Annotated in this window: 24 protein-coding genes; 22 read left to right on the top strand and 2 right to left on the bottom strand. The window is 62.8% G+C overall.

Going from position 1 to position 25,129, the window contains the following annotated elements; all coding sequences use genetic code 11:
* Nucleotides 1–8 precede the first annotated feature (8 nt).
* The 14 genes from NKI95_RS20255 to NKI95_RS20190 all read left to right on the top strand — a co-directional run bounded on the left by NKI95_RS20255 (nt 9) and on the right by NKI95_RS20190 (nt 13,969).
* The gene (locus tag NKI95_RS20255; RefSeq protein WP_352719049.1) at nt 9–956 is read left to right on the top strand and encodes a carbohydrate ABC transporter permease; all 948 of its coding nucleotides are present in this window, start codon (nt 9–11) and stop codon (nt 954–956) included.
* The gene (locus NKI95_RS20250; RefSeq protein ID WP_352719048.1) at nt 946–1,782 is read left to right on the top strand and encodes a carbohydrate ABC transporter permease; all 837 of its coding nucleotides are present in this window, start codon (nt 946–948) and stop codon (nt 1,780–1,782) included. The genes NKI95_RS20255 and NKI95_RS20250 overlap by 11 nt, the downstream gene beginning before the upstream one ends.
* Nucleotides 1,783–1,810: 28 nt before the next feature.
* The gene (locus NKI95_RS20245; RefSeq protein ID WP_352719047.1) at nt 1,811–3,100 is read left to right on the top strand and encodes an ABC transporter substrate-binding protein; all 1,290 of its coding nucleotides are present in this window, start codon (nt 1,811–1,813) and stop codon (nt 3,098–3,100) included.
* Between the two features lie 469 nt (nt 3,101–3,569).
* The gene (locus NKI95_RS20240; RefSeq protein ID WP_352719046.1) at nt 3,570–3,818 is read left to right on the top strand and encodes a type II toxin-antitoxin system VapB family antitoxin; all 249 of its coding nucleotides are present in this window, start codon (nt 3,570–3,572) and stop codon (nt 3,816–3,818) included.
* On the top strand, nt 3,815–4,228 hold the full coding sequence (locus tag NKI95_RS20235) for a type II toxin-antitoxin system VapC family toxin (RefSeq protein ID WP_352719045.1): 414 nt from the start codon (nt 3,815–3,817) through the stop codon (nt 4,226–4,228). The genes NKI95_RS20240 and NKI95_RS20235 overlap by 4 nt, the downstream gene beginning before the upstream one ends.
* Nucleotides 4,229–4,678: 450 nt before the next feature.
* The gene (locus tag NKI95_RS20230) at nt 4,679–6,217 is read left to right on the top strand and encodes an ABC transporter substrate-binding protein (protein WP_502909214.1); all 1,539 of its coding nucleotides are present in this window, start codon (nt 4,679–4,681) and stop codon (nt 6,215–6,217) included.
* 105 nt (nt 6,218–6,322) lie between these two features.
* Nucleotides 6,323–7,264 carry an ABC transporter permease gene (locus NKI95_RS20225; protein ID WP_352719044.1) on the top strand — a complete coding sequence of 314 codons (942 nt, stop codon included), beginning with the start codon at nt 6,323–6,325 and terminating at the stop codon, nt 7,262–7,264.
* On the top strand, nt 7,264–8,127 hold the full coding sequence (locus tag NKI95_RS20220) for an ABC transporter permease (protein WP_352719043.1): 864 nt from the start codon (nt 7,264–7,266) through the stop codon (nt 8,125–8,127). Before NKI95_RS20225 ends, NKI95_RS20220 begins: the two co-directional genes overlap by 1 nt.
* Nucleotides 8,127–9,350 carry an amidohydrolase/deacetylase family metallohydrolase gene (locus NKI95_RS20215; RefSeq protein ID WP_352719042.1) on the top strand — a complete coding sequence of 408 codons (1,224 nt, stop codon included), beginning with the start codon at nt 8,127–8,129 and terminating at the stop codon, nt 9,348–9,350. Before NKI95_RS20220 ends, NKI95_RS20215 begins: the two co-directional genes overlap by 1 nt.
* Entirely contained in the window at nt 9,347–10,366 is a 1,020-nt protein-coding gene (locus tag NKI95_RS20210; RefSeq protein ID WP_502909213.1) for an ABC transporter ATP-binding protein, read from the top strand. Before NKI95_RS20215 ends, NKI95_RS20210 begins: the two co-directional genes overlap by 4 nt.
* An 8-nt stretch (nt 10,367–10,374) precedes the next feature.
* Complete coding sequence (locus NKI95_RS20205) at nt 10,375–11,355, top strand: ABC transporter ATP-binding protein (RefSeq protein ID WP_352719150.1); 981 nt, start codon at nt 10,375–10,377, stop codon at nt 11,353–11,355.
* A gap of 13 nt (nt 11,356–11,368) precedes the next feature.
* Complete coding sequence (locus NKI95_RS20200; protein ID WP_352719041.1) at nt 11,369–11,860, top strand: RidA family protein; 492 nt, start codon at nt 11,369–11,371, stop codon at nt 11,858–11,860.
* Nucleotides 11,861–11,890: 30 nt separating this feature from the next.
* Nucleotides 11,891–13,090, top strand: coding sequence for an aminotransferase class V-fold PLP-dependent enzyme (locus tag NKI95_RS20195; protein WP_352719040.1), 1,200 nt, complete (start codon nt 11,891–11,893; stop codon nt 13,088–13,090).
* 57 nt (nt 13,091–13,147) lie between these two features.
* Complete coding sequence (locus NKI95_RS20190; RefSeq protein ID WP_352719039.1) at nt 13,148–13,969, top strand: IclR family transcriptional regulator; 822 nt, start codon at nt 13,148–13,150, stop codon at nt 13,967–13,969.
* A 448-nt stretch (nt 13,970–14,417) separates the two neighbouring features.
* Here NKI95_RS20190 and NKI95_RS20185 read toward each other — a convergent pair whose 3' ends face one another.
* Complete coding sequence (locus tag NKI95_RS20185; RefSeq protein ID WP_352719038.1) at nt 14,418–15,218, bottom strand: IclR family transcriptional regulator; 801 nt, start codon at nt 15,216–15,218, stop codon at nt 14,418–14,420.
* Between the two features lie 239 nt (nt 15,219–15,457).
* Here NKI95_RS20185 and NKI95_RS20180 point away from each other — a divergent pair, with 239 nt between their 5' ends.
* The 4 genes from NKI95_RS20180 to NKI95_RS20165 are packed head-to-tail and all read left to right on the top strand — an operon-like array spanning nt 15,458 to nt 19,967.
* Nucleotides 15,458–16,510 (top strand): ABC transporter substrate-binding protein, encoded by a 1,053-nt coding sequence (locus NKI95_RS20180; RefSeq protein WP_352719037.1) that lies wholly within the window; start codon nt 15,458–15,460, stop codon nt 16,508–16,510.
* An 18-nt stretch (nt 16,511–16,528) separates the two neighbouring features.
* Nucleotides 16,529–18,037 carry a sugar ABC transporter ATP-binding protein gene (locus NKI95_RS20175; RefSeq protein ID WP_352719036.1) on the top strand — a complete coding sequence of 503 codons (1,509 nt, stop codon included), beginning with the start codon at nt 16,529–16,531 and terminating at the stop codon, nt 18,035–18,037.
* Nucleotides 18,034–18,999: an ABC transporter permease gene (locus NKI95_RS20170; protein ID WP_352719035.1), complete on the top strand. Its 966-nt coding sequence runs from the start codon at nt 18,034–18,036 to the stop codon at nt 18,997–18,999. The genes NKI95_RS20175 and NKI95_RS20170 overlap by 4 nt, the downstream gene beginning before the upstream one ends.
* The gene (locus NKI95_RS20165; protein ID WP_352719034.1) at nt 18,996–19,967 is read left to right on the top strand and encodes an ABC transporter permease; all 972 of its coding nucleotides are present in this window, start codon (nt 18,996–18,998) and stop codon (nt 19,965–19,967) included. Before NKI95_RS20170 ends, NKI95_RS20165 begins: the two co-directional genes overlap by 4 nt.
* Here NKI95_RS20165 and NKI95_RS20160 read toward each other — a convergent pair.
* Nucleotides 19,941–20,882, bottom strand: coding sequence for an amidohydrolase family protein (locus tag NKI95_RS20160; protein ID WP_352719033.1), 942 nt, complete (start codon nt 20,880–20,882; stop codon nt 19,941–19,943). The two genes, NKI95_RS20165 and NKI95_RS20160, sit on opposite strands and share 27 nt — an antisense overlap.
* Nucleotides 20,883–20,956: 74 nt before the next feature.
* On the opposite strand from NKI95_RS20160, the gene NKI95_RS20155 reads away from it, so the two are divergent.
* The 4 genes from NKI95_RS20155 to NKI95_RS20140 are packed head-to-tail and all read left to right on the top strand — an operon-like array spanning nt 20,957 to nt 24,920.
* Complete coding sequence (locus tag NKI95_RS20155) at nt 20,957–22,276, top strand: alanine racemase (RefSeq protein ID WP_352719032.1); 1,320 nt, start codon at nt 20,957–20,959, stop codon at nt 22,274–22,276.
* Between the two features lie 44 nt (nt 22,277–22,320).
* Nucleotides 22,321–22,665 (top strand): RidA family protein, encoded by a 345-nt coding sequence (locus NKI95_RS20150; protein ID WP_352719031.1) that lies wholly within the window; start codon nt 22,321–22,323, stop codon nt 22,663–22,665.
* Between the two features lie 9 nt (nt 22,666–22,674).
* On the top strand, nt 22,675–23,685 hold the full coding sequence (locus NKI95_RS20145) for a succinylglutamate desuccinylase/aspartoacylase family protein (RefSeq protein WP_352719030.1): 1,011 nt from the start codon (nt 22,675–22,677) through the stop codon (nt 23,683–23,685).
* 56 nt (nt 23,686–23,741) lie between these two features.
* Nucleotides 23,742–24,920: a hypothetical protein gene (locus tag NKI95_RS20140; RefSeq protein ID WP_352719029.1), complete on the top strand. Its 1,179-nt coding sequence runs from the start codon at nt 23,742–23,744 to the stop codon at nt 24,918–24,920.
* Nucleotides 24,921–25,129: the final 209 nt, after the last annotated feature.

Here is a 25,129-nt window from a genome sequence, read left to right as displayed (position 1 = left end):
GAGGAGCAATGGCATTTGGTTCCGAGGCGTCCGTCGGCCACAGGGGGGAAGGGGCGGCGGAAGCGGCTGGCGAGACCAAGAGGCGGCGCTTCGCGCTTTCGCCTGCCTATCTCTATGCGACGCCCGTGCACCTCCTGGTGCTGGGGGTCATCGTGCTGCCCTCCATCTTCGTCCTGTGGCTGAGTTTCGAGGCCTCTTCATTCGGCCAATCGGCAACCTTCGTTGGGCTCGACAACTATATCCGCGTCCTCACCGATCCCTATTTTTGGGGTTCGATCTGGAACACCGTCCTCGTCGTCGCCGTGGCGGTTCATATCGAACTGCTGCTCGGCCTCGGCCTGGCTCTGCTTTTCGCCTCCGGGCTTCCCTTCCAGCGTGTCATGCTCGTCGTGGTGCTCGCTCCCTACGCGATCAGCGAGGTGACGGCGGTCGCAATGTGGCGCTTTCTGTTCGATCCAGACGTCGGGCCGATCACGCTGATGCTGCGATACACCGGGCTGCCGACGCTCGACTGGACGTTCATCCCTTCCCACGGCCTCATCCTCGTCGGCCTGCTGACAATCTGGCTGCACCTGCCATTCACATTCATCATCCTCTATGCGGCACGGCTCGCGGTTCCGAAGGAGCTCTATGAGGCTGGGCGCACCGACGGGGCCAACGCGTTCCAGCTCTTCCGCAACATCACGCTACCGCTTCTGGCGCCAGCCATGCTGATTGCGCTGCTCTTCCGCTATATCTTCGCCTTCCGCCTCTTTTCCGAGGTCTGGCTCCTGACCCAGGGCGGCCCGGCGCGCACGACCGAGGTCGTTTCCGTTTATCTCTACCAGGAAGGTTTCCGCTACAACTCGTTCGGCACGGCGGCCGCGACGGCGTGGATGATGGTCGTCATCTCGCTGCTGCTTGCGACTGGCTATGTATGGCGGCTGCGCAAGGAATCCGTGGCCAATGCGTTCTAAGCGTCTCGCCATCGGTGCCGGAAAGACGCTCGCTGTTGTGACGATCGTCGTCTGGTCGCTGTTTCCGATCGGCTTCATCGTGCTCTCGTCGTTCAAACCCGGTCGCGAGATTTTCGCGGTTCCACCAAAGCTCTTCTTCGACCCGACCTTCGAGCACTACGCCTCGCTGTGGCAGCGCTGGCCGGGCTTTTTCGACGGGCTCGTCAACAGCCTGATCATCACCACCGGGGCAACGGCGCTTGCCGTCATGGCAAGTTTGCTCGCTGGTTTCGCCTACTCACGCTATCGTGGCGTCCGTTTCCTGGAAGGATCGGTGATGTTTCTGATCGGATCGCGGCTGATCCCGCCGATCGTCGTGACGCTGCCTCTGTTCCCGGTCGTCAATCGGCTCGGGCTCAACGACACCCATCTTGTGCTGATCCTGCTTTACGCGACCTTCTTCGTCTCGCTCGGTACGCTTTTGATGCGGACGTTCATCGATCAGGTGCCGCGCGAACTCGACGAGGCGGCTGTCCTCGACGGCGCGGGGCCGCTGACGATCCTTGTGAAGATCATCTTGCCGCTCGTTGCGCCCGGCATGCTCGCCGTCGCCGTCTTCGTCGTCGTCTTCGCGTGGAACGAGTTTTTGTTCGCCTATATCTTCACCGCCAACCACGCCAAGACCGCGCCTCTGGTCCTTTCAGAGATGATCAGCTCGATCGATGGCGTCGACTGGGGCGTGCTCTTTGCAGCCTCTACCGTCCAATTGCTGCCGGTTCTCGTCTTCGTGGTCCTGATGAACCGGTTTCTTGTTGCCGGGTTGACCGCCGGCGCGACCAAGGGGTGATGACGTCACCGAGAAAGGGAGGAAGACAATGCCTTTGCACATGACACGCAGAGCCCTGCTGACGACCGCGATGGCCGCCGGCGTGACGGGCGCATTGGGTCGGTTGGCCCATGCTCAGGTAAAGACGCTGAACGTGCTTTGCCATCGCGTCCACCAAGCCAACCTGACGACCGGCGCCGCCGGCAATGTCATCAAGCCTTGGGAGGACAAGAACAACGCCCAGATCTCCTGGACGACGCTCGACAGCAATCCGCTCCAGGACCGGCTATTCCGGGAGGCGAGCCTGAGCGAGACCGATTTCAACGTCGGCTATGTCATCGACAACCGCATGACGTCGCAGATCGCCTCGCTCTTCGAGCCGCTCGACGACCTCCGGAAAACCGAGCCGATCGAGGATTTCGACGATATTGCCGAGGGCCTGCGCCAGTCGATGACGGTCGGCGGCAAGCTCGTCGGCATCCCGGTGCGCCATGCCACGCAGGGACTTTTCTACAACGAGGAGCTGCTTCAGGAGGCCGGCATTTCGGCGCCACCGGACACGCTGGAGGAGCTGGTCGAGCAGGCGAAGAAGCTTACCTTCACCTCCAAGTCCGGTACGCCGGTCGTCGGCATGATTCTTGCGAGCGACCTCGCCGTCTTCCCGGTCATGTTCGCCCGCGCCTTTGGCGGCGATTTCATCGACAAGCAGTTCCACGTAGTTCCCGATCCGGAGGCGATGGAAAAAGGCCTGTCCGTGCTCGCCGACCTCTTCAAGGCCGGGGCGCTCCCCCGCAGCTACGCCACGACGCGCAACGACGACATGGTGACTTGGATGCAGCAGGGACGCGCAGCCTTCGCGGTGCTGCCTTTCGCCCGCTACGCGCAGCTCAACAACAAGGAACAGTCGACGGCGCCAGGAATGATCAAGGCGATCGAGTTCCCCGGCTCCAAGACCCTCGGCAGCGGTCAGGAAATGCATCCGGTCGTCGAATCCTGGGCGATGGCCATTCCCGCCAATTCGGCGGACAAGAAGCTCTCCTGGAGCTACATACGCTTCGTAGCGAGCAAGGCGGCCACACTCGACATGGCGCGCAACGGCAATGGCCCCGTCCGCGCCTCGACCTATGCCGAGCCGTCGTTCGCAGGGTCGCAGCCGCAGGCGAAGGTCGAGGCTGCCGCCCTTGCCAAGGCGAGACCAGCCTTCCCGGCTTTTCCCGAAGCCGCTCGCGCTCAGTCGACGTTTCTCGAGGAAGTTCAGCTCGCCGTCCTCGGTCGCAAGAGCCCGAAGGAAGCGGTCGCCGCCGTTGTCGATCGCGTCAAGCCGCTGATGCCAGCGTAATCGTATGGACCGACATGGCCATGTCGCCTGGTACTTACCAGGCGGCTCATCGGCGAGGATCAGCGCCGTCGTAAACTTGTCGTCGGGTGAGGCTCGGGTGAGGCGATGTCCATTGGCCGAGCGTTCGGTGGCGTGAGCTCTGGACTGCTTAGCAGTGTGCTGGTGGCAAGAGGATGAATGATCGGGCGCCACGGTCGGGCGGGGATGAGCACGCGGATATAGTATCGTTGTTATTCTCCCTGTGGAATGCAGCGAGACGATCTCCAGGTTGCTGATACCACCCATTCGCGCTGCTTACAGCGCGCGATCGACCCGCGTAAGCAACGCACCATATTCCTTGCGCGTTTTCAGGCATGATGATGCGCGCGCATCAAGTCGACTCTTCGAATGCCATCAAGATGGCAAGCCATCGCCTGCCATCTTGATGGCGTAAAGTTGCCGCGCTATATCTGCGGAAAAGGAGATCCACATGGCAGAGCCTCAACTTTCCGTAAGAAGTGCCAGAGCGCGAGACCTTGCGCACCGGCTTGCCCGTCGCGAAAATCGTTCGATTGCAGACATCGTCGAACGTGCTCTGGAATCCTACGAAGCGCGGGAGGCAGGTCGCGAACCTGCGTCGATGTTTTACGCGCGCATCGCGGCTGTTTACGGCACCGATATCGACCTTGAAGCGGTGATCCGAAACGATCAGCGGGTTCATGTAGGACCTGAGCTTTGATCTTTCTCGACACCAATGTGGTTTCTGAAACTTTGGAAAAGGCGCCTAGCGCTGCCGTTATCGCATGGCTGGTTCGCCATGATGCTGAACTGGCGCTTCCGACTGTGACAATCGCCGAGATTTCCTTCGGCATTCAAAAAATTCGACCCGATCAGCGTGCCGAGCGACTGGAGCAAGGCTTGTCCGATTGGCGCCGTCGTTTCGCCGGCCGCATCTTCGGGCTGACTGAGGAAGCCGCATTGGCCTACGGGGAAATTATGGGAACTGCTGCACGCCAAGGTCTGGGTATGTCCGCGCCCGACGGCATGATCGCCGCGATAGCGCGTGTTAACGGAGGCCGCCTTGCGACGCGCAACTTGAGCGACTTCGACAAGACCGGCCTCGATCTGATCTCTCCTTGGGAGTTTTGACACCTCGGAAGTAGGCTTCGTTCAGCATCGGGGCAGGGAGGGGCATTTTCGACCCCTTAACCCTGAAGCCCTGATGCCTTGGTGAGATTGACCCGGAAACGGTCGCGCCGGCGCTGCTGAGAGGTGGCCGAGCTGCGTTTGCACTTATCAATCCCATCAAGCGCTGATGCCAGCGGGTCTGGGTGGGGGTGCGTAGTATCCTTCGGCTCCTTTGCTTCATTCTGTCCCACCATGTACCTGAGGTTTTTCCGATCGCTGGACGACAGTGTGATGCCGGCCCTTGGACCGGACGACGAGCCACGCCTTGGCGCACGAGCATCATCAACGACTCCCAACCTTCGCGACGTCCGCTGGACGAAAAAGCTTGACCTTGCCAAGTCAGGTGCGTTTACTTGATCCGTAACTAGGATACAAATTCCATTACTATGGAATACAGCGAAGGGAACCAAGATGAAGCGTTTCTTGCAAATCGCCGCTTCGCTCGCCGCGCTTATGCTGCCGGCGACAGGCGCTGCCTGGGCCGAGCCCGCTAAAGGTGGAGTGATCGACGTGGCGACCATTGGGGAGCCGCCGACGCTCGATCCAATGGCCTCGACCGCCGATCTGGTTGGCATCGTCACGCAGCACATCTACGAGACGCTCTATACCTTCGACAAGGATTGGGGCATTACGCCGCTGTTGGCCGCCGACATGCCACAGATTTCGCCGGATGGCCTTACCTACACCATCCCGCTCAGAACCGGTGTAAAGTTCCATGACGGCAGCGACATGAATTCGGCCGACGTGGTCGCTTCGCTGCAGCGCTGGATGAAGATTGCCACGCGCGGCAAGCAGGCAGCCGAAGTCATCGCCGCGGTCGACGCCGTTGACGACAACACCATCAAGATCACCCTGAAAAAGCCATTCGCGCCGCTTCTGTCGCTGCTGTCGCTGAACAATGCCGCCGCGATCATCATCCCGTCGGAAAACGTGGGACAGGAGCCGCTGACCAGCTTCGTCGGTACCGGCCCCTATATGTTGAAGGAACGCAAACCCGACCAGTACATCCAGCTTGCCCGGTTCGACGGCTACAAGTCGCGCGACGGCGAACCCAACGGCTATGGTGGCGCCAGAAAACAGTATCTCAACGAAATCCGTTTCGTGCCGGTTCCCGATGCGAACACGCGCGTCGAAGGCGCTGTCTCCGGCCAGTTCGCCTATGTTGACTCGCTGCCGGTCGAGTCCTTTGACAAGATCTCGAGTGGCAAGACCCAGCCGGTCATCTTGAAGCCGTTCGGTTGGCCGGTATTCGTCCTGAATACCAAGCAGGGGCTGAATTCCGACATTCGCATCCGTAAGGCGATACAAGCGGCGCTGGCGCCGAACGACATGCTGCTCGCCGCATTCGGATCGAAGGACTTCTTCGCAGCCGACGGCGACATGTATCCCGAAGGCTTTGCCTGGCATACGGACGCCGGCACCGAGCCCTACAAGCCCGATGGCGACACTGAAGCGGCTGCGGCGCTGCTGAAGGAAGCCGGCTATGACGGCAAGCCTTTGCGCATCCTCACCAGCCGCCAGTACGAGTTCCACTACAAGATGGCGCAGGTCGCGGCCGAGTATCTGAAAGCCGCCGGCTTCCAGGTCCAACTCGATGTGGTCGAATGGGCAACGCTGACCAAGAACCGCACCGATCCGGCGCTGTGGGACATCTACATTACTCACAGTCCGTTCCTGCCCGAGCCGTCGCTGACCGGCATAATGTCGGACTCCTCGCCGGGTTGGTGGGTTTCGGATCGCAAGCACCAGGTGCTTGAGGCGTTCAACGCCGAAGCCGATCCGGCCAAGCGCGTCACGCTGTTCGCAGATGTCCAGAAGGCGATCTACGACGAGGTTCCAGCGTTCAAGGTCGGCGACTTCAACGCCTTGGCCGCCCAGGCCCCCAAGCTGAAGGGCGTGACGCCGGCGCCATGGCCCTATTTCTGGAACGCCTATCTGGAAGGCAACTGAGACGGCTCCTCCCACCTTCCGCCTCAACCCAAGGATAGGCGGCCGGGTGCCGGCCGACAAAGCCGGCGCCCGGCAAACCGTTCGATGATTGCTCGGAGATGGCCGATGCTGCGCTCAATCCTCAACAGACTTTTCGGCATGATCGTCGTCATGGCGCTGGTCGTCACCATCGTGTTCGTCATCGTACGGGTGACGCCCGGCGATCCAGCGGCAGTCATGCTGGGTCCAGACGCCACGGCCGCCGATATAGCCGCGCTGCGGTCCAAGCTCGGACTCGACGGTTCCATCCTCGAACAGTTCGGGCGCTACGTTCTCGATGTCGTCCGAGGCGACTTCGGCCAGTCGATCTTCCTGGGCGAGCCGGTCACGACCGCGCTCGCCCAACGCGCCGAACCGACCTTTTTTCTCACCGTCTTCTCCCTGGTGATCGCGACGCTCATCGCGTTGCCGGTCGGAATCATGTCGGCCTATAAGCGTGGCTCTATCTTCGATCAGGCGGCAACCACCATTGCCATGTTCGCGGCCAGCGTGCCGAGCTTCTGGCTCGGCCTTTTGTTCATTCAGTTCTTCGCCGTGAAGCTCGGCTGGTTCGACACATCTGGCTATGGCGGGCCGGGAGCTTCGTTTGCCGAGCGGCTTGACCATCTGGTGCTGCCGGCGCTGGCGCTCGGTCTCATAAGCTCGGCACTGATCACCCGCTTCACTCGCGCCTCGATGCTCGACGTGCTCAATGATGACTATGTGCGGACCGCCCGGTCCAAAGGCATGAGCGAATGGCGTGTGGTGCTGAAGCATGCCTTCAGAAATGCCTTGATCCCCATCCTCACCGTCATCGGCCTGACCGCGGCACTGCTCATCTCCGGTGCGGTGGTGACCGAGACGGTGTTCGGCCTGCCCGGCGTCGGCAGCTTGGTCGTCTCGGCGGTGTTGCGGCGCGACTATCCGGTTATCCAAGGCGCGCTGCTGGTCATTGCCGGGCTGTACGTCTTGGTCAATTTCGCCATCGACATGCTCTATCTGGCTGTCGATCCGAGGGTTCGCTACTGATGGCCGCTATCTCGGTGCCGCTCCAGGCAGAGCCAAATATCCTTTCGCGGCTGATGACCCGGCCGACGGCGGCGGTGGGCATCGCCGCACTGATCGCCATCGTGCTCGCCGCGATCCTCGCGCCAGTCATCGCCCCCTACGCACCGACCAAGCTCTCCATTGCCAGTCGCCTGCATCCGCCGAGCCTCGACCACTTGTTCGGCACCGACGATCTCGGGCGCGATATCTTTACCCGCATGCTTTACGCCGCGCGCACTTCGCTGACGGTCGGCTTTGCTGTCGTGATCTTCGCCTCGATCATCGGCGTCGTTTTGGGGCTGACTTCCGGCTTCTTCAGAAGGCTCGACGCGCCGGTGTCGCGGTTGATCGACGCCATGATGGCTTTTCCCGACATATTGCTCGCAATTGCGCTCGTGGCGGCACTAGGCGCCACCGCTTTCAATGTCGTGGTCGCCCTCGGCGTGGTTTATGCGCCGCGGCTCGCACGCGTCGTGCGCGCCTCGACGCTGGTCATTCGCGAACTCCCCTATGTCGAGGCGGCCCGCGCACTCGGCGTGCCGACGCCGGTTATCCTGGTGCGGCACGTATTGCGCAACGTCACCTCTCCATTGCTGGTGCAGGCAACCTTCATCTTCGCCAACGCCATCCTGGCCGAGGCCGGTCTGTCCTTCCTCGGCGTTGGCATATCGCCCGACATCCCGACCTGGGGCACAATGATCGCCACCGGCCGCCAATATATGGATCAGGCCGGCTGGATCATGATGTTTCCGGGCGGCGCCATCGTCGTCACGGTGCTGTCGCTGCAGCTCGTCGGCGACGGTTTGCGCGACCTTCTCGACCCTCGTCTGGCAAAGGACATCTGATGTTCGGCAATCGCTCTTCCCAAACCGAAAGGCCGCTGTTGATCAAGGGCGCAAAACCAGTCGGCTTCGGCGGTGGATTTGGCCAGACAGTCGACGTGCTGATCGGCAAGGATGGCCGTATCGCCGAAACTGGCTCAACGATCGCCGTTGGTGACGATGTGGAGATGCTTGACGCCAATGGCGCGTTCCTGTCGCCCGGCTGGACCGATCTTCACGTGCATGTCTGGTACGGCGGCACCGACATTTCGCTGCGGCCGCAGCAATGTGGCGCCGCCCGAGGCGTCACCACGATGGTCGATGCCGGCTCGGCCGGCGAAGCCAATTTCCACGGTTTTCGCGAGTTCATCATAGAGTCGGCGCGAGAGAATATATACGCGTTCCTGAACATAGGTTCGATCGGTCTCGTCGCCTGCAACCGTGTCAGCGAGCTGACCGACATGCGCTCGATCGACATCGACCGCACCATTGCCACCGTCGAGGCCAACCGCGACGTCATCGTCGGACTGAAGGTGCGTGCCAGCCACGTCATTACCGGCGGCTGGGATCTGACGCCGGTCCGGCTGGCGAAGAAGCTCGGCCGCATCCTCAAGCTGCCGCTGATGGTGCACGTTGGTGAGCCGCCACCACTCTATGACGACGTTCTCGGCCTGCTGAGCGAAGGCGACATCGTCACTCATTGCTTCAATGGCAAGGCTGGCGGCTCGATCATCGAGGACGATGATCTTTATCGGCTCGCCGAGGATGCGGCGCAGCGCGGCGTTGTGCTTGATGTCGGCCACGGCGGCGCCTCGTTCTCCTTCGATGTCGCCAAGGCGGCGCTCGAGCGCGGTCTGCCACCGAACACGATCTCGACCGATCTGCACAACCGCTCGCTCGACGGCGCGGTGTGGGATATGGCAACCACCATGTCGAAGCTGTTGTCGCTCGGCATGGCATTCGAGGATGTGGTGACGGCCTCGACGACGGCGCCGCGCCGCGCCATCCGGTTGCCCGCCGACGGGCTGCTGGAAAAGGGCAGGCCGGCGGAATTCACTCTGTTCGACCTCGTCGACGCCGACCTCACCGTGAAGGATTCGCAAGGGGCGACAAGCACGCTGCACCGGCTGTTCGAGCCGCGCTACGCTGTCCTCGGTGCCGAGGCGATCGTCGCCCACCGCCACATGCCGGCGGAAGGGTCCGCGGGCGGTGTGCACGCTTGTCCGCATTGCGGGTGGAAATCATGAGCGGCGCGATCGCCAGCGACGTCATCCTGTCGGTTCGGGACTTGCGGACCTGGTTTCAGACCCGCCGTCTTACCGCCAAGGCGGTCGATGGCGTCACCTTCGACCTGAAGCACGGCAAGACGCTGGCCGTGGTGGGAGAATCCGGTTCCGGCAAGTCGGTGACCAGCCTGTCGATCATGGGCCTGCTGTCACGGCCCGGAAGGATCGCCGGCGGCCAGATATTGTTCCGCGACCGGCAAGAGCATGTCCACGACCTCGCCGGATTTACCCAGAAGGAATTCCGCAAGGTCCGCGGCCGGGAAATCGCGATGATTTTCCAGGAGCCGATGACCAGCCTCAACCCGCTCTTCACGGTCGGCGACCAGATCGGCGAAATGATCGGGCTGCACGAGCCGGTGAACCGGCAGCAAGCGCGCAGCCGTGCGCTCGCCATGCTGAAGCATGTCGAGATTCCGGACGCCGTCTCGCGGCTCGACGACTATCCGCACCAGATGTCCGGCGGCATGCGCCAGCGCGTCATGATCGCCATGGCACTCGCCTGCAGTCCGTCGCTGCTGATCGCCGACGAGCCGACTACGGCCCTCGACGTCACGATCCAGGCGCAGATCCTCGATCTCTTGCGTCGCCTGCAGGTCGAGATGGGCATGTCGATCCTTTTCATCACCCACAATCTCGGTGTCGTCGCCGAGATCGCCCATAATGTCGTCGTCATGTATGGCGGCCGTGTCGTCGAGCAGGCACCGGTCAACGACCTGTTTGCGCACCAGCGCCATCCCTACACGAGGGGGCTGCTGGCCTGCACGCCCAATGCCGCGCGCGACATCGGTGACGACGGCAAGCGCCGGGCGCTCTATTCCATTCCCGGCAGCGTGCCGCCGATCACTGCGCTGCCGCCGGGTTGCGCCTTCGAGCCGCGCTGTGACTTCGCCATTGCGCCCTGTCGGGCGGCACCGCCGCCATTGATGCCGGCAGGACTGCACGGCGCTTCCCGTTGCATCAGGAGTGCAGAGCTGTGAGCGCCCCGATGATAGCCGGTCGTGCGGAGACTGCGCCATTGCTCAGCGTGCAGGGTCTGACAAAGCACTTTCCCGCCCGCAACGGTCGCGTCATTCATGCTGTCGAGGATGTCAGCTTCGACATCAGGCGCGGCTCGACGGTCGGGCTGGTCGGCGAGTCCGGCTCCGGCAAGACCACCGCCGGGCGCGCCATCCTCAGGCTGGTGGAGCCGACCAGAGGCAAGGCGCTGTTCGACGGCGTCGATCTCTTTTCGCTGTCCGCACGTGAAATGCGCAGCTACCGGCAAAAGCTGCAGATCGTGTTCCAGGATCCATTCTCCAGCCTCAACCCGCGCATGCGCATCGCCGCCATCATCGGCGAGGCACTCGACGCGCGCGGCTTTCCGCGAGGCAAGCGGCGTGCCGACAGGGTCGCCGAACTGCTGACCCTGGTCGGCCTGTCGCCTGATCACGCCACGCGCTACCCGCACGAATTCTCGGGCGGCCAGCGCCAGCGCATCGGCATTGCGCGCGCGCTCGCCGTCGAGCCGGAATTCGTCGTCGCCGACGAGCCGGTCTCGGCGCTTGACGTGTCGGTGCAGGCGCAGGTGCTCAACTTGCTCGGTGAATTGCAAAAGCGACTCGGCTTGACGCTGCTGTTCATCGCGCATGACCTCTCGGTGGTCGAATACCTTTGCGACGAAGTGGTGGTGATGTATCTCGGTCGCGTCATGGAGCGTGGTCCGAGCCGTCTTCTCTACGCCGCGCCGCGGCACCCATACACCAGGGCATTGCTGGCGACGGCACCCGTACCCGACCCGACCCGCCGACGCACCCACGTCGCCTTGCATGGTGATATCCCAAGCCCGATTGACCCGCCTTCCGGCTGTGTCTTCCGCACCCGCTGTCCGGAGGCAATTGCCGCCTGCGCCGGGATCATTCCGCCCCTCGACGACATCGGCGGCGGGCATCACGTGGCCTGCATCCGGCACAACGAAAAGACGATCTGATTGGAGTTTGCGTATGACTTTTTCCGAGCTCATGAAGCGACCGGAAAGCACGCCCTACGACCGGCTTTTGGCGCTTGGAATAACGCTGCCCGAGGCGCCGCCGCCGATCGCCAATTTTGTCACATTTGTGCAGGAGGGCAAGCTGCTGTTCCTGTCCGGCCAAGGGCCGAGTGAGGCCGACGGCCGGGTCTATACGGGCAAGGTCGGTGCCGACGTGACGGTCGATCAGGCCTATGCCCATGCGCGGCTGACCGGTGTCAACCTCATTGCCGTCATGCACGCAGCGCTCGGCGATCTGCGCCGCGTGCGGCGTGTGGTGAAGCTGTTCGGCATGGTCAACGCCACGCCGGATTTCGCCGACCACCCCGCAGTGATCAACGGCTGCTCGGACCTGCTCATCGATGTTTTCGGCGATCGCGGCACCCATGCCCGCTCTGCGGTCGGCCACGGATCACTGCCGGGAAGAATCAGCGTCGAAATCGAAGCCGTCATCGCCATTGATTGATCGGATCACGAATAGCCGGAGCACAAAACCATGCCTGTCGACGATATCCGCAGCCAGTTGGGCCTCAGGCCCGTCATCAACGTCTCGGGCACGATGACCTCGCTCGGCGCCTCTATTGTCGTTCCCGCGGCTGTCGAGGCTGTGTCCGGTATTCTCACCGAGTTTGTCGAAATGGCCGATCTGCATCGCAAGGCCAGCGCCGTGATCGCCGAATTGACGGGCGCGGAGGCCGGCTTCATCACCGCCTCCTGTTCCGCGGCAATCAGCCTGGCCGTGGCGGCCAGCATGACCGGCCCGGACCTTGCCGCGATCGAACGGCTGCCGGATACTGCCGGACTGAAAGACGAGGTCGTCATCCAGTCCGGCCACATGGTCAGCTACGGCGCACCGATCGAACAGGCGATTCGCCTCGCCGGCGCCAAGGTCGTGCCGGTCGGTCAGGCGACCAGCGCCTCGGCGTATCAACTCTCAGGCGCCATCACCGAGCGCACTGCTGCAGCAATCTACGTCGTGTCGCACCATGTCGTCGAGTATGGGCAAATCCCGCTGAAGATGTTCGTCGAAGCAGCCCATGCACGCGAGGTCCCGGTCATCGTCGACGCAGCGTCCGAATACGACCTGGCGGGCTTTCTCGCCAGCGGAGCCGATCTGGTGCTGTATTCGGGTCATAAGTTCCTGGGCGGCCCGACATCCGGTATCGTCGCAGGCTCGAAGGCGCGGGTGCGCGACGTCTATCTGCAGAACCGGGGCATCGGGCGCGGTATGAAAGTCGGCAAGGAAGGCATCGTCGGTGCGCTCGCTGCTCTCCAGGCCTGGAAAACGCGTGACCATGACGGTATCCGTGCTCGCGAACGCCGAGCGCTCGACTGCTGGGCGGAGGTGCTCGAGGGGCGGCCCGGCATCACCACCGCCATCGTACCCGACCCGACCAGCAATCCGCTCGATCGCTTGAAGGTGTCGGTTGATGCCGGCGAAGCCCGCATTACGGCCTGGGATCTGGCCGACCGGCTGGCAGCCGGCAATCCGCCGGTGGTGGTCCGCGATCATGAAGTCGAGCACGGCTATTTCTTCCTCGATCCCTGCAACTTGCATCCCGACGAAGAATTCGTTGTGGCGGCACGGCTTGCCGAGGAGCTTGATGGCGCGCGCAAGTCGAATGTGATCATCGCCACACCATGGCACGAACGTCTCATGGCGCGCGAGGCTGCGATCCTCAACTGGCCGGATTGAGGATGGCTGTGGTAAATGCCCCGGCTGTCTTACAGTGCCCGCAAAACCGAGAATGCCATGTCCACGATAGCGCCCGACCTGCACCTGAACCCCGCTGAAGACCCGCGGGAACCCCGCCGCTCGCGCACCAGCGGTATCGACCGTGCGCTGCAGATACTCGACTATCTGCAAAAGCAGGGTCGGCCAGCTACCGCATATGAGATAGCGCACGACATCGGCGCCCCGCTGTCGACGATCTATGTCATCGTCGACGATCTGGTCGAAAAGGAACTGCTGGACCGCAAGGACGGCGGCCTGCTCTGGCTGGGCCCGCGGCTTTATCAGTACGGCTTGACCTACGCTCGCACGTTGGACCTGCTCAACGTGGCAACGCAGGAGATGCACGAACTGGCCCAGAGTTCGAAAGAGACGATCCAGCTATGCGGCCGTGACGGTGACCATATGGTCGTGCTTGCGATGGAAGAGGGCAAAGATCATTTCCAGGTTACATCTCGCGTCGGGACCCGGACGCCACTGAACTGGACAGCGTCGGGCCGGCTGCTCGTCGGCCATTTGCCGGAAGCCGAACGCCGCGCCATTTTCGCCCGATCCGCGATCGCCTCTCCGACCGGACGCGCCGAGACGGACGAGGATGTGCTCGCTCGGGCGGCCGCCGCAGCACTGGAGCAGGGGCTGTCGATCCAGGCTGGAGAATCTGACTTTTCAGTTGCCTGCATTGCGGCTCCCATCCGTGACAACCAAGGAGCCTGCCGTGCCACGATCTCGATCGTCGTCCCGGATGTGAAGCTGAAGCAAAAAAACCCGGATTTGATTACGATGGTCAAGACCAGTGCGCGCCGCATCGAGTCGCGGCTCGGTTGGCGAGCCGACCGGCCATAACGAACGCCCGGCGCGAGTTGGTAAAATCGCGGGATGGTGCGCTTTTGCACATCCCGCTCACCGAACCAGAAATGATCCCATTGGACTGCCGTGACCGGTGTCATCGCGCTGCACTCTGCGGTGCTGGCAGGCTGCGAGCAACAACTAGACCAACTTCAAACAGGGTTTGCCAAAGGCATTGCAGCTGGCGATTCAGAAGGCAATGCGTGACTTGATCGAAACCGTTACTGCGTTTCGAGGGCCGGCGAAATTGAGGTCTAAATCGCTGGGCGTCTCACCGCGCTCCTGGACGAGAATGCCTTTCCTAACTGCGTCAAAGGGCTGTGGGAAAGCTGGTCGCGGGAGCGCGCTGCCGCCTTTACCATACTCACCGGAGTACCGGTTCCGGCTTCGCTGCTGCGGCTGAACGAACGGAGCCTATCCCTGACCTTCGCGCGCCGATTGTTTACTAGCTTCCCGCCAACGACAACCCACTGGCGCGCTCGCATAGTAGGGCAAGCAATTCGCTGCGCCGCGCTTCCGGTGTGTCGACGGGCAACACGAAGCAAAGGGTCTTGTTGATGCTGCCGTTGCCGTCGCGGATGGGCGCGGCCATGCACCAGGTGAAGCGGTCGGCCAGAGCGGCGGTCTCGCTGAAACCTTGCTGGCGCGCCAGAGCGACATCGCCGAAGAACTCGGCTGGCGGAATGACGCGGCCGTCGGGAAGCTTGTAGTCGCCAGGCGGAATGAAGCCCCGTATTTCCTGCTCGCTCATATGGCCGAGCAGCAGCCTTCCGGACGCCGTCCACGGGATCGGCACCTCGACTCCGACATCGCTTGAAATCCGAAACGGGCCAGGAGAGTCCCGGCAATCAAGGACGACGTATTTGTTCCCGCGCAGGCCACACAGTTGGACGGTCTCGCCCGTCTCCGCGGCTAGTCTGTCCAGGGTTTCGATAATGCGCCGGTAATGAGCGTTATGATGTGAGTAGGCCCAGCCGAACAGATGCATCGCCTTTCCGAAATAGACGTAGCCTTCCGTTCCGACATTTTCGAGCATTTCGGCTTCAAGCAGACTGTTGACGATTTCATAAGTGGTTGAACGCGGCGCGCCGATCATCTTGGCGATGTCGCCGACGCGCATCGGCGCGCGGTGCCGCAGAAGGGCCTCGAGTAGCATGATGACGCGATCGATCCCGCGACGCCGTTCACCATTGCGCGGCTCGGCGCCGGCTTCCGTTTCAATTAGACCAGAGACGCCGTCGCTCATGTAGGCCGCACCCGCGCAAAAATCATTTCGGCCCTCGTCTCAAGACGCTTGAAAGATGTCAAGGCTCAGTCTAGCATCCCATTTGTCCGATATACAGGCCTATTGTCTGAAATATCGGACAATAACGAGCCAGGCGCAAAAAGTCCCGACGAGAAAACTGGCGGTTTCCGATGCGGCAACCGGCGGGTTTTCTCGTCCCGACCCCGCACGCCCAGGCATAACCTCAGAAGGGAACAATCATGACGAAATCATCGTTTTTCGCATCCGCCAGTGCCCTTTGCCTCGGCCTTCTCCTCAGCCTCGGCGCCGGCTCGCAGGCCAACGCCGCCGCTAAATGCATCAAGGGCGATCGCAAAGCTCCATATACGATCGGCTGGGCCAATATCTATTCAGTGCCGACCTGGATGAAGCAGACACAGGGCACGATCGAAGCCGAAGTCGAGACTTTGAAGAAGCAAGGCTTGGTCGACAAGCTCGTCGTGACCGATGCCCAGGGCGACGCCAACGTCCAGATCCAGCAGATCCAGTCGATGATCGATTCCGATGTCGATGCCATCATCCTGATCGCTGGTTCGTCGACCGCGCCGGCGCGCGTGCTGGCGGACGCCTGCGCCAAAGGCATCGCCATCATCAACTTCGACAGCCTCGTCGACACCGACCAGGTGACCGCCAAGGTCAACACCGATTCCGCCCAGTGGGGCGACCAGGCGGCCAAGTTCCTGATCGACGCCATCGGCGGCAAGGGCAAGATTCTAATCCTCAACGGCCCAGCCGGTGTTTCGGTCAGCGACGACCGGCGCAAAGGCGCCGATGCCGAGCTTAAGGCCCATCCCGATGTGAACGTGCTTGCCGAGACGAACACGCCCTACAATGTCGCGCCCGCCCAGGAAGCCGTCACCAGCCTGCTTTTCGCCAACCCCGAAATCGACGGCATCCTGTCGCTGGGCGGCGCGTTGTCGGCGGGTGCCGTGCTCGCGCTCGACAAGCAGGGCCGCGACCAGGTGCCCATCACCGGCGAGAACGCGCGCCAGTTCCTCGAATTGTGGAAGGAAAAGGGCCTAAAGAGCTGGGCGACGATGCAGCCGAACTGGCTCGGCGCCTTCGCCACCTACACCGCCGTCCAGGCACTGGAGGGCGAGGATGTGCCGGCTTTCGTCAAGATCCCGCTGCCGGTGATCGACAATTCCAACATCGACGAATACCTCGCCCGGGCGAAGGATTTCCCGGCTGACGGTTACATCTATTCGCCGTACGATGAGGATCTGTTCAAGAAGCTGCTGGCCCAGAAATAAGCCTGAAGGGTTGTAGCATTGACAACCACGGCTACGCTTCTCGCCGCGCGGGGGGTGTCGAAGTCCTTCTTCGGCAACCCCGTTCTGCGCAATGTTACCATCGCTCTTCAGCCGGGCCGCGTGCATGCGCTGCTGGGCGAGAACGGCGCAGGTAAGTCGACACTGATCAACCTTTTGTCCGGCGCCTTGCGCCCGGACGGCGGGGCGATCGAGGTCGATGGGCGCCCGGTCTCGCGCATGACCCCCGCTAATGCGCGACAGGCCGGGATCGCCGTTGTCCAGCAGGAACTCAGCCTGACGGCCAGCCTGTCCATTGCCGAAAACATCGGGCTCGGCGCCTATCCTAAGCGGTTCGGCTTAATCGACTACAACGAGCTTGCCGTCCGGGCCAGGGCCGCATGCGATCTTGTCGGGCTTTACGAACCGCTGTCTACGCCGGTGGGGCACCTGTCGCTCGGCCGCCGGCAGATGGTGGAGATCGCCAAGGCGCTTTACCGCCGGCCGCGCGTGCTCATTCTCGACGAACCCACGTCATCGCTATCGGCAACGGAGACAAAAATCCTCACCGACCTGCTGGAGAGGCTTCGGGGCGAGGGCATCGCTATTCTCTACATCTCACACCGACTGAACGAGGTGATGACGCTGTGCCAGCATGTTACCGTGCTCAAGGACGGGATCTGCACGGCGGACTGCTCGCTGGAAGGAACCGATGCCGCCGGGCTGGTACGGCTGATGGTCGGCCGCGACCCCGGCGATCTCTTTCCACGATGGCGGCCTTCGCCATCGCCGGCCGACGCCATCTCGGTTCGTAATTTTTCGGCCGGCCTGATGCGCGACGTTGATCTCGACATCAGGACGGGCGAGGTGTTTGGCATCGGCGGCCTGGTCGGGCAGGGGCAGGAAGATCTGCTGCTTGGCCTCTACGGCGCAATCCCCGCCAGGACGGTATCCGCGACGGTAAACGGTGTTTCGGGTTTGCCCGGCGGCGTGCCGAAAGCCAATGCGCTCGGCCTCGCTTATGTCCCGGCTGACCGCAAGCGCGAAGGCCTGCACCTGATCCATCCCATCATCACCAATATGATGCTGCCCGCCTTCGCAAGGCTGCCGGCGCTGAAGCTGCGCAGCCGGCGGGCCGAGCGCGATATGGCAAGGGGCCTCGCCGCCCAGCTTGCCATCAAGGGCGACCTCGACCGCCCGGCGCTGGCACTCTCAGGTGGCAACCAGCAGAAGGTCGCGCTGGCGAAATGGATGCCACACGATCCGCTTGTGCTTCTCCTCAACGATCCGACGCGGGGCGTCGATGTCGAGACCAAGCGTGAGATCTACATGATGCTTCGCAACCTCGCCGCCGCCGGCAAGGCGATCGTGCTGCTCAGTTCTGACACACCCGAACTGGTGCACCTTTGCGACCGTGTCGCCGTGGTCCGCGAAGGCCGCATCGTGGCCATGCTCGAGCGCGAGGCACTGAGCGAGGAAGCCATCGTTTCCGCCGCAATGGGCGCCGAACAGCAGAAAGTTGCAGAATGAGCACGGTTGCATCCCCAAGCCAAGCCGGCGCGCTCTACTGGCCGGTTCAGTTGCGCCGCAATGTCGGCGTGCGCAGCCTGTTCGCTGTGGTCCTGGCGTTCGTCATTGCCTACGGTTTCCTGTTTCCCGGCCTCTTGACAGCGTCCGGCTTCGCCAAATTCACCCAGAGTTGGTTTCCACTGGCGCTGGTTGCGATGGCTCAGGCGATCCTCATGCTCACCGGCGGCATAAGCCTGGCCATCGGCGCAATGGTCAGCCTGGGCGCGGTGATCGCTGCGACGACGATGACTGGACCGCTAGGCGTAGCCGGCGGCGCCGCCGCGGTGGCGCTGACCGGTCTCGGCATCGGTGCCGCGATCGGGTTCATCGTCGTAAAACTTCGGTTGCCGGCGATCGTGGTGACGCTCGCTGGCTCCTTCATTATCGGCGGTGCTGCGCTGCTCATCCTGCCGAGGCCGGGCGGCGCCATACCCGAGTGGCTGTCGGACCTGCTTGCCGGCAACACGCCGGCGGCATTCGTGCTGCTGGTACTCATCGTGCTTCTGTGGAAACTCTATCTCGCCACGCCGCTTGGTTTGAGCATCTATGCTGCTGGCGAAAATCCCGTCGGCGCCTACCGCTCCAGCGTGCCGGTCGACGGTGCCCGCATCGCCGCCTATGCGATTAGCGGCCTGCTTTGCACAGGCGCCGGTCTGTTCGTCGCCGCGCAAACGGGTTCGGGTGATCCAGTCATCGGCACTGCGTTCACGCTGAATTCCATTGCCGCCGCGGTGCTCGGCGGAGTCGGCTTCCTCGGCGGCCAGGGCACGATGCGCGGCGCGCTTGCCGGCAGCCTGCTGCTCAGCCTGATGATCAGTGTCATGTTCTTCCTCGGCTTCACGCCAGTTGCTCAGTATGTCGCCCAAGGCCTCATTATCATCGGGGCGGTCGCCATCCCGCAATTCCGCAAGGTGCAGCAATGACAGCACGGAAAGAGAGCACGCGCGGCAGGCGGGCGTTGACGATCCTGCGCAGCCGGCCCTTCCTCACGGTCGCTATCGTTGCCGCGGTGTGGATCGCGGCGAGCTTCGCTTCACGTGGCTTCGGCGCTTATGGTCATTTGCGCTATTTGGTCGAGTTGGGCGCGGTGATCGGCCTGGTCGCGGCAGGCCAGACCTTCGTGGTGATTGCCGGCGGCATCGACCTTTCCGTCGCGGCGATTGTCACGGTCAGTGCCGTCAGCCTCCCGCTGCTCTCATTGCAGGCGGATCCGACCGGGCTCACAGCCGTTCTTGCAGTGCTTGCGTTGACGACCGCGATAGGTCTCGTAAACGGGCTGGGCGTGGCGCTGTTGCGCGTTCATCCGATGATCATGACACTGGCGATGGCGACATTCCTGCAAGGTCTGCTGATCATCATCGCCGGCGGCAGTGCCGTGACCGCTGAGAACCCGCTGGTCCGCTGGCTCGGCAATGCGCGGCCGGTCGGTATTCCGGCAGGCGTGCTTTTGTGGGTGGTCATTTCAGTGATCGTTCTGACCACGATGCATGCGACATCCCTTGGCGCCCGGATATTCGCGATGGGCGCCAATCCGCTCGCCGCGGCGCTGTCCGGGGTTCCCGTCGCCTCGACCACGCTCGCGGTCTACGGCATCAGCGGCTTCTGTTCGGGACTTGCCGGTGTGTTGGTCCTCGGCATGAACGGACAAGGCTATGTCGGTATTGGCGATCCTTATCTGCTCGCCTCGATTGCCGCCGTGGTGCTTGGCGGCACCTCGATCCTCGGCGGGCTGGGCACCTATGCCGGCACCATCCCCGGCGCCATCCTGCTGGTTACGATCACGGCGCTGATCACCGTCGTCAACGCATCGCCCGGCTGGCGCAGTATCCTGTTCGGGTCGCTGATCCTAGGGCTGCTGCTTCTCTCAGGCAGGGAGCAGGCCCGCCGATGACATATCGTCCAGCCGATAAATGCGCCGTGCATTGCCGTAGAACAGTGCCGTCTGCTCGTCCGCGGAAAGCTCTCCTGCAATGGCCTTGAAGCTGTCATACACCGCACCGAACGATGCATGCAGGCCGGCGACCGGAAAGTCGCTGCCGAACATCGCGCGCCGCGTACCGAAACAGTCGATGCAATGCATGACAACCGACCTTAGGCTGGCGAGCGTCCAATCATGATCGTAGGCGACCAGATCCGATATCTTGATGGCGACGTTCTCGCGCTCCGACAAAAGCCGCAGCCCTTCGCGCCACACCCGCATCCCGTCCGCATCGCGATCGATCGGGCTGCCGCAGTGGTTGAGAACAAAGAGCTGGTCCGGAAAGGCCGCTGCGAGGCGCGCCGCACCGGCGAGCTGGCGCGGAAACACCATCAGGTCGAAAACCAGCCGGTGGCGCCCAAGCAGGGACAGGCCGGCACGCCAGGCCTGATCGTCCATGATGCCGTCACGGGCAGCAAAACAGCGGGCAGGATCCGGATCCCAACTCAGTATGTCGCGCACACCGACGACACGGTCGAATGCCGCCTGCGTCTCGACCAGCGCCGGCGCTTGGCGGCTCGCCAGCGGTATGTGAACGACATAACAGGCGGCCACGCCGCGCGACTTGTCGAGCGTTTCAAGCCACCGCGTTTCGCCGACGCAGTCATCCCCGGTCCAGCCGGCTTCGACATGGACGGTTGCGACGACATTGTGCCGGCCGGCGTCGCGCAAATAATCTTCAGGAAGGTAGTTTCGCCGCAACGGGCCAAGCTCCCCCAGACCGCCGCGTTCGCCAGCCGTTGTGGCGAGCCAGGGGTGCCGGCTAAGGCCGAGATCCCAAAGATGATGGTGGGCATCGATGATCGGTCCGCGGTAAGGTGTTGGCACGCATCTCTCTCATGGTGTGGCCGGAATCGGAAATCGATCCGGACTTCATCCTGTGAAGGAAGGACTAGCATCGGATGACCGAAAGCTCACCCGTACTGTCGCTGGCGACCCGAGAAAATTTCCTCCTCGATGACCGTATCCGCGGCGTGCCGCCTGGCACCCTCGGCTTGGACAGCAGCCTTGTCGCATCTGAGCGCTGGCATCCAGCGCATGGGCGTATGTCGTTGCCGGTGTTGACCGTCGACGAGGAGGCCTTCATCGCCAATCGTGACCTGTTCCTGCGCTATGCGCGAGAACAGGGCGCCGTGATCGCCCCGCATGCCAAGACCCCGATGGCGCCTGATCTTGCCCGGTCCCTGATCGAGGCCGGAGCATGGGGCACGACCGTCGCCGACATAAGGCAGGCCACGGTGATGCTCAGAGCCGGACTCTCTCGGCTGATCATCGCCAATGAGGTCGGCGGACCAGGTGGTGCGAACCGGCTTGCGGTTCTTGTCAGCGCCTGGCCAAGCGCCGAGTTCTACGTTTTCGCCGACTCGATCGCCGCCGTGAATGCGCTTGCCGAAGCCTGGCGGGCCAATGCGACGCTGCCGCCATTGCGCGTGCTCGTCGAACTTGGTGCGGGGAGGGCAGGCGCCCGGACCACCGGCGAAGCCGAGGCAATTGCCGACGCGATTGCAGCAGCCAGCGGCCGGCTGCTGATCGCCGGCGTCGCAACCTATGAAGGTGCCGCGGCGCAGCCCGATCCTGGCCGCACCGATGAGGCAATATCCGCCCTGCTGACAATGACAGCCGACATGTTCCTGCGGCTCCGCGCTCGCGTCGGCGGCGACACCCCGCTGATCCTCACGGCAGGCGGCTCGGTATACTTCGACAAAGTGGTCGCAGCGCTTTCGCCTCTCGTTTCCAGGGACAGCAGCGCGACGCTGGTGCTGCGCAGCGGCGCCATCTTCTTCCACGACCATGGGGTCTACGACCGCTCGCTCGGCGCACTCGATGCCCGCGAGGGTTTTGCAGTCGGCGGCTTCAATGCGTCCGCACGAAATTCGTTCCGTCCGGCTTTGCGCCTGTGGGCCGAGGTACTGTCGCGGCCGGAGCCCGGCCTTGCGATCTGCGGCATGGGCATGCGCGACGTGTCGTTCGACCAGGGCTTTCCGATGGTCCTGACCATCTTTCGTGCCGGCAAGCAGCTGCCGATAGCGCGTTCCGAGGTCTTCAAGCTCAACGACCAGCACGCCTTCCTGACAATTGCGTCGGGCGACGACATTGCCGTCGGCGACACCGTTGAATTCGGCATCTCCCATCCCTGCACCTGCCTCGATCGCTATCGCGTGATCTTCGGCGTCGACGCGGCCGGGTATGTCAGCCACGCCTTTCCCACCTATTTCGGCTGACCATCGTCGCGATTTCCAAAAAGAGAACCTCGAAAGGATCCGATATGATCAAGTACTTCCAGTCCGGCTCCCGCATGTCGCAGGCGGTCGTCTATGGCGGCCTCGTGCACATAGCGGGCCAGGTCGCAGACGATCGCAAGGCCGGCATCGAGGGTCAGACGAGCGAGGTACTCTCTAAGGTCGAGGCGCTCCTGGTCGAGGCCGGCAGCAGCAAGACGAAGCTCGTGGCGGTCAATATCTTCCTGCCGCAGATTGGCGATTTCGACGCCATGAACAGTGTCTACGATGCCTGGGTGGATTCCGCCCGTCTGCCGGCGCGTGCCTGCGTCGAGGCGCGTCTCGCTGATCCTGACCTCCGCATTGAAGTCACCGCCGTCGCGGCTGTGTGAACCGCCGCCATGCACACCGGCATCAGCCATTCGCTCGATTTCGATCGGGACGGCAAGACGCTCAGCCATCTGAGCATCCCGTTCTCGATAGACCGTTCGCCATATTTCCAAATCAAGGTCCCGATCTGCCTCATTCGCAACGGTGAGGGTCCGTCGCTCCTTCTTATGGCCGGCAATCACGGCGATGAATATGAAGGCGAGCTGTCCTTGGCGAAGCTGGTCCGCCGGCTCGATCCAGCGCGCGTCAGGGGCCGCGTCACCATCCTGCCGATGGCCAATGTGCCGGCGGTGATGGCCGCCAAACGCTGCTCGCCGCTCGATGGCGGCAATCTCAATCGCGCCTTTCCCGGAGATCCGTCGGGCACGCCGACAAGCCGGCTCGCCAACTTTCTCGAGACAGACCTGTTCCCCCGACACGACATTGTCTTCGACATCCATTCGGGGGGCACTTCGATGGAACATCTGCCGACTGCACTCGTCGAGCGCAATGCCGATCCCGAGCGCCACAGGCGCGGGGTGGAGCTGATGCGGGCGCTCTGCATGCCCTATGGGTTCGTGGCCGACAATGGCCAGGCCTCGCCGACCTCCATGGGCGCAGCGCGCCGTGCCGGCGCCATCGGCGTCAGCGGTGAGTTCGGGGGCGGCGGCACCGCCACGGTCGACACGATGGCGATCACCGCTCGCGCGATCGACAATCTGCTGATTGCGCTAGGCCTGGTCGACGGGCCAGTTGTTGGCGCGGAGTCAATGCATTCGATGCCGACGCGACTGCTTTCGCTTTCGCGGCATAGCCAAGGCCTCTACGCCACCCGCCGCGGCTGGTTTGAACCCGCCGTGAGGGTTGGCGACAGCGTGAACGCCGGACAATTGGCTGGCTGGTATCACGATCTCGAGAGGCTCGATCTTGCCGAGGAAGCCTTGCATTTTGCCGAAAACGGCATCGTGCTTTCGCGGCGGCTGCATACAATGTGCGAGGCAGGAGACTGCCTCATGCAAGTCGCCGAACCCGTAGAAGTCTAAAGGGAAACTGCACGGCGTCTGCCTGCTGCGTCACTCTGGAGAACTGAGGATATCTTATGCAGCTTTCCATGTGGACCTACCCCTGGGATGTCCAGGATCTGGGTTTCGAGATGATCGAACGCGATCTGGTCGAACGCGCCGGGCTCAACATGATCAGCCTTGCTGCCTCGTATCATGCGGGGCGCTTCCTTCAGCCGCGCAGCCCGCGCCGCAAAGCCTATTTCCCGGAGGACGGCACGATCTACTTCAAGCCAACCGCCGCGCGCTGGGCCGACCTCGCAATTCAGCCCAAGGTGGCGGACGTGATCTCGCAGGGCGGCGACGTGCTTGGCGAGCTCGTCCGCAGACGAGACGCCAATGGGCTGGGTGTTTCGTGCTGGACGGTGTGCCTGCACAATACCCGCGCCGGCATGCTTCATCCGCAGGTGGTTACCCGAAATGCCTTCGGCGATCCCAATTATTACAACCTTTGTCCCTCGCATCCGGATGCGCGCGCCTATGTTCGCGCGCTGGTCGCCGACGTTACGCACACTTACAAGCCGGACAGGATCGAGCTCGAAAGCCCGTCATTCATGAGCTTCGCCCACGAATACCATCACGAGAAAGACGGTGTCGGGCTGGCCGCGGAAGATGACTTCCTTCTGTCGCTGTGCTTTTGCCCGTCCTGCCTCGCCCGCGCCGCTTATGCCGGCATTGACGGCGAGGCGGCGCGCAAACTCGTCAGAGGGTGGATCGTCGAGACCTGTGATCGTGCCGTTCCGGCACCGCGTTTTCCGGACTTTCCGAACGGTAGCTTCGATACCTTCCGGCCCTGGCCAGAATTATACGACTTTCTGCTGTGGCGGTTCGAGCCGGTGACCAGCTTGGTTGCCGAGCTGCGCGACGTTGCTGATCCGGGCACACGTGTCCTCATCATTGACCTGAAGGAGGGCTGGTTGGGCGGCTGCGATCTGGCAGCCCTCGGCCAGGCTTGCGACGGCGCGATCCTGTGCGCCTACGACATGCAGGCCAGCGATGTCGCAGATCTGATGGCCACTGGCCGTGCCACGCTCGGAGCAGAGAAATTCCTTGGGACCGGGTACCGGCTGTTCCATCCGGAAATGGCAGGCCCCGACATTCTCGCCGCCAAAGTGAAACCGGCGCTGGCGGCGGGCGTCGATGGCATCAATTTCTACAATTACGGCCTTGTCCCTGCCGCACGCCTCGATTGGGTGAGTGCCGCACGAGCTGTGTGAACAATCGATCCACGGCCGATCCAGTAGACCTCATTTTCGCTCGAGCTTTGCGCGTAATGCCGGAGAGGCGCTCGGAGGACTTCCCGCATGGATCCTCGCATCGCTTTGGCCGGCGGCCAGCAGCCTAGAGTCTTTCACGTTTTGACGGAAGCGTATCCGGCGTTTGCGAAGTAGTTTTTGCATTCGCCGGGTTCGATCGTCGCAACGAG

It is taken from the genome of Mesorhizobium sp. M0306 (assembly GCF_040321655.1).
GTDB lineage: Bacteria > Pseudomonadota > Alphaproteobacteria > Rhizobiales > Rhizobiaceae > Mesorhizobium.
Note: the sequence above shows the minus strand (reverse complement) of the source record. Positions and strands in the feature narration are given on the sequence as shown.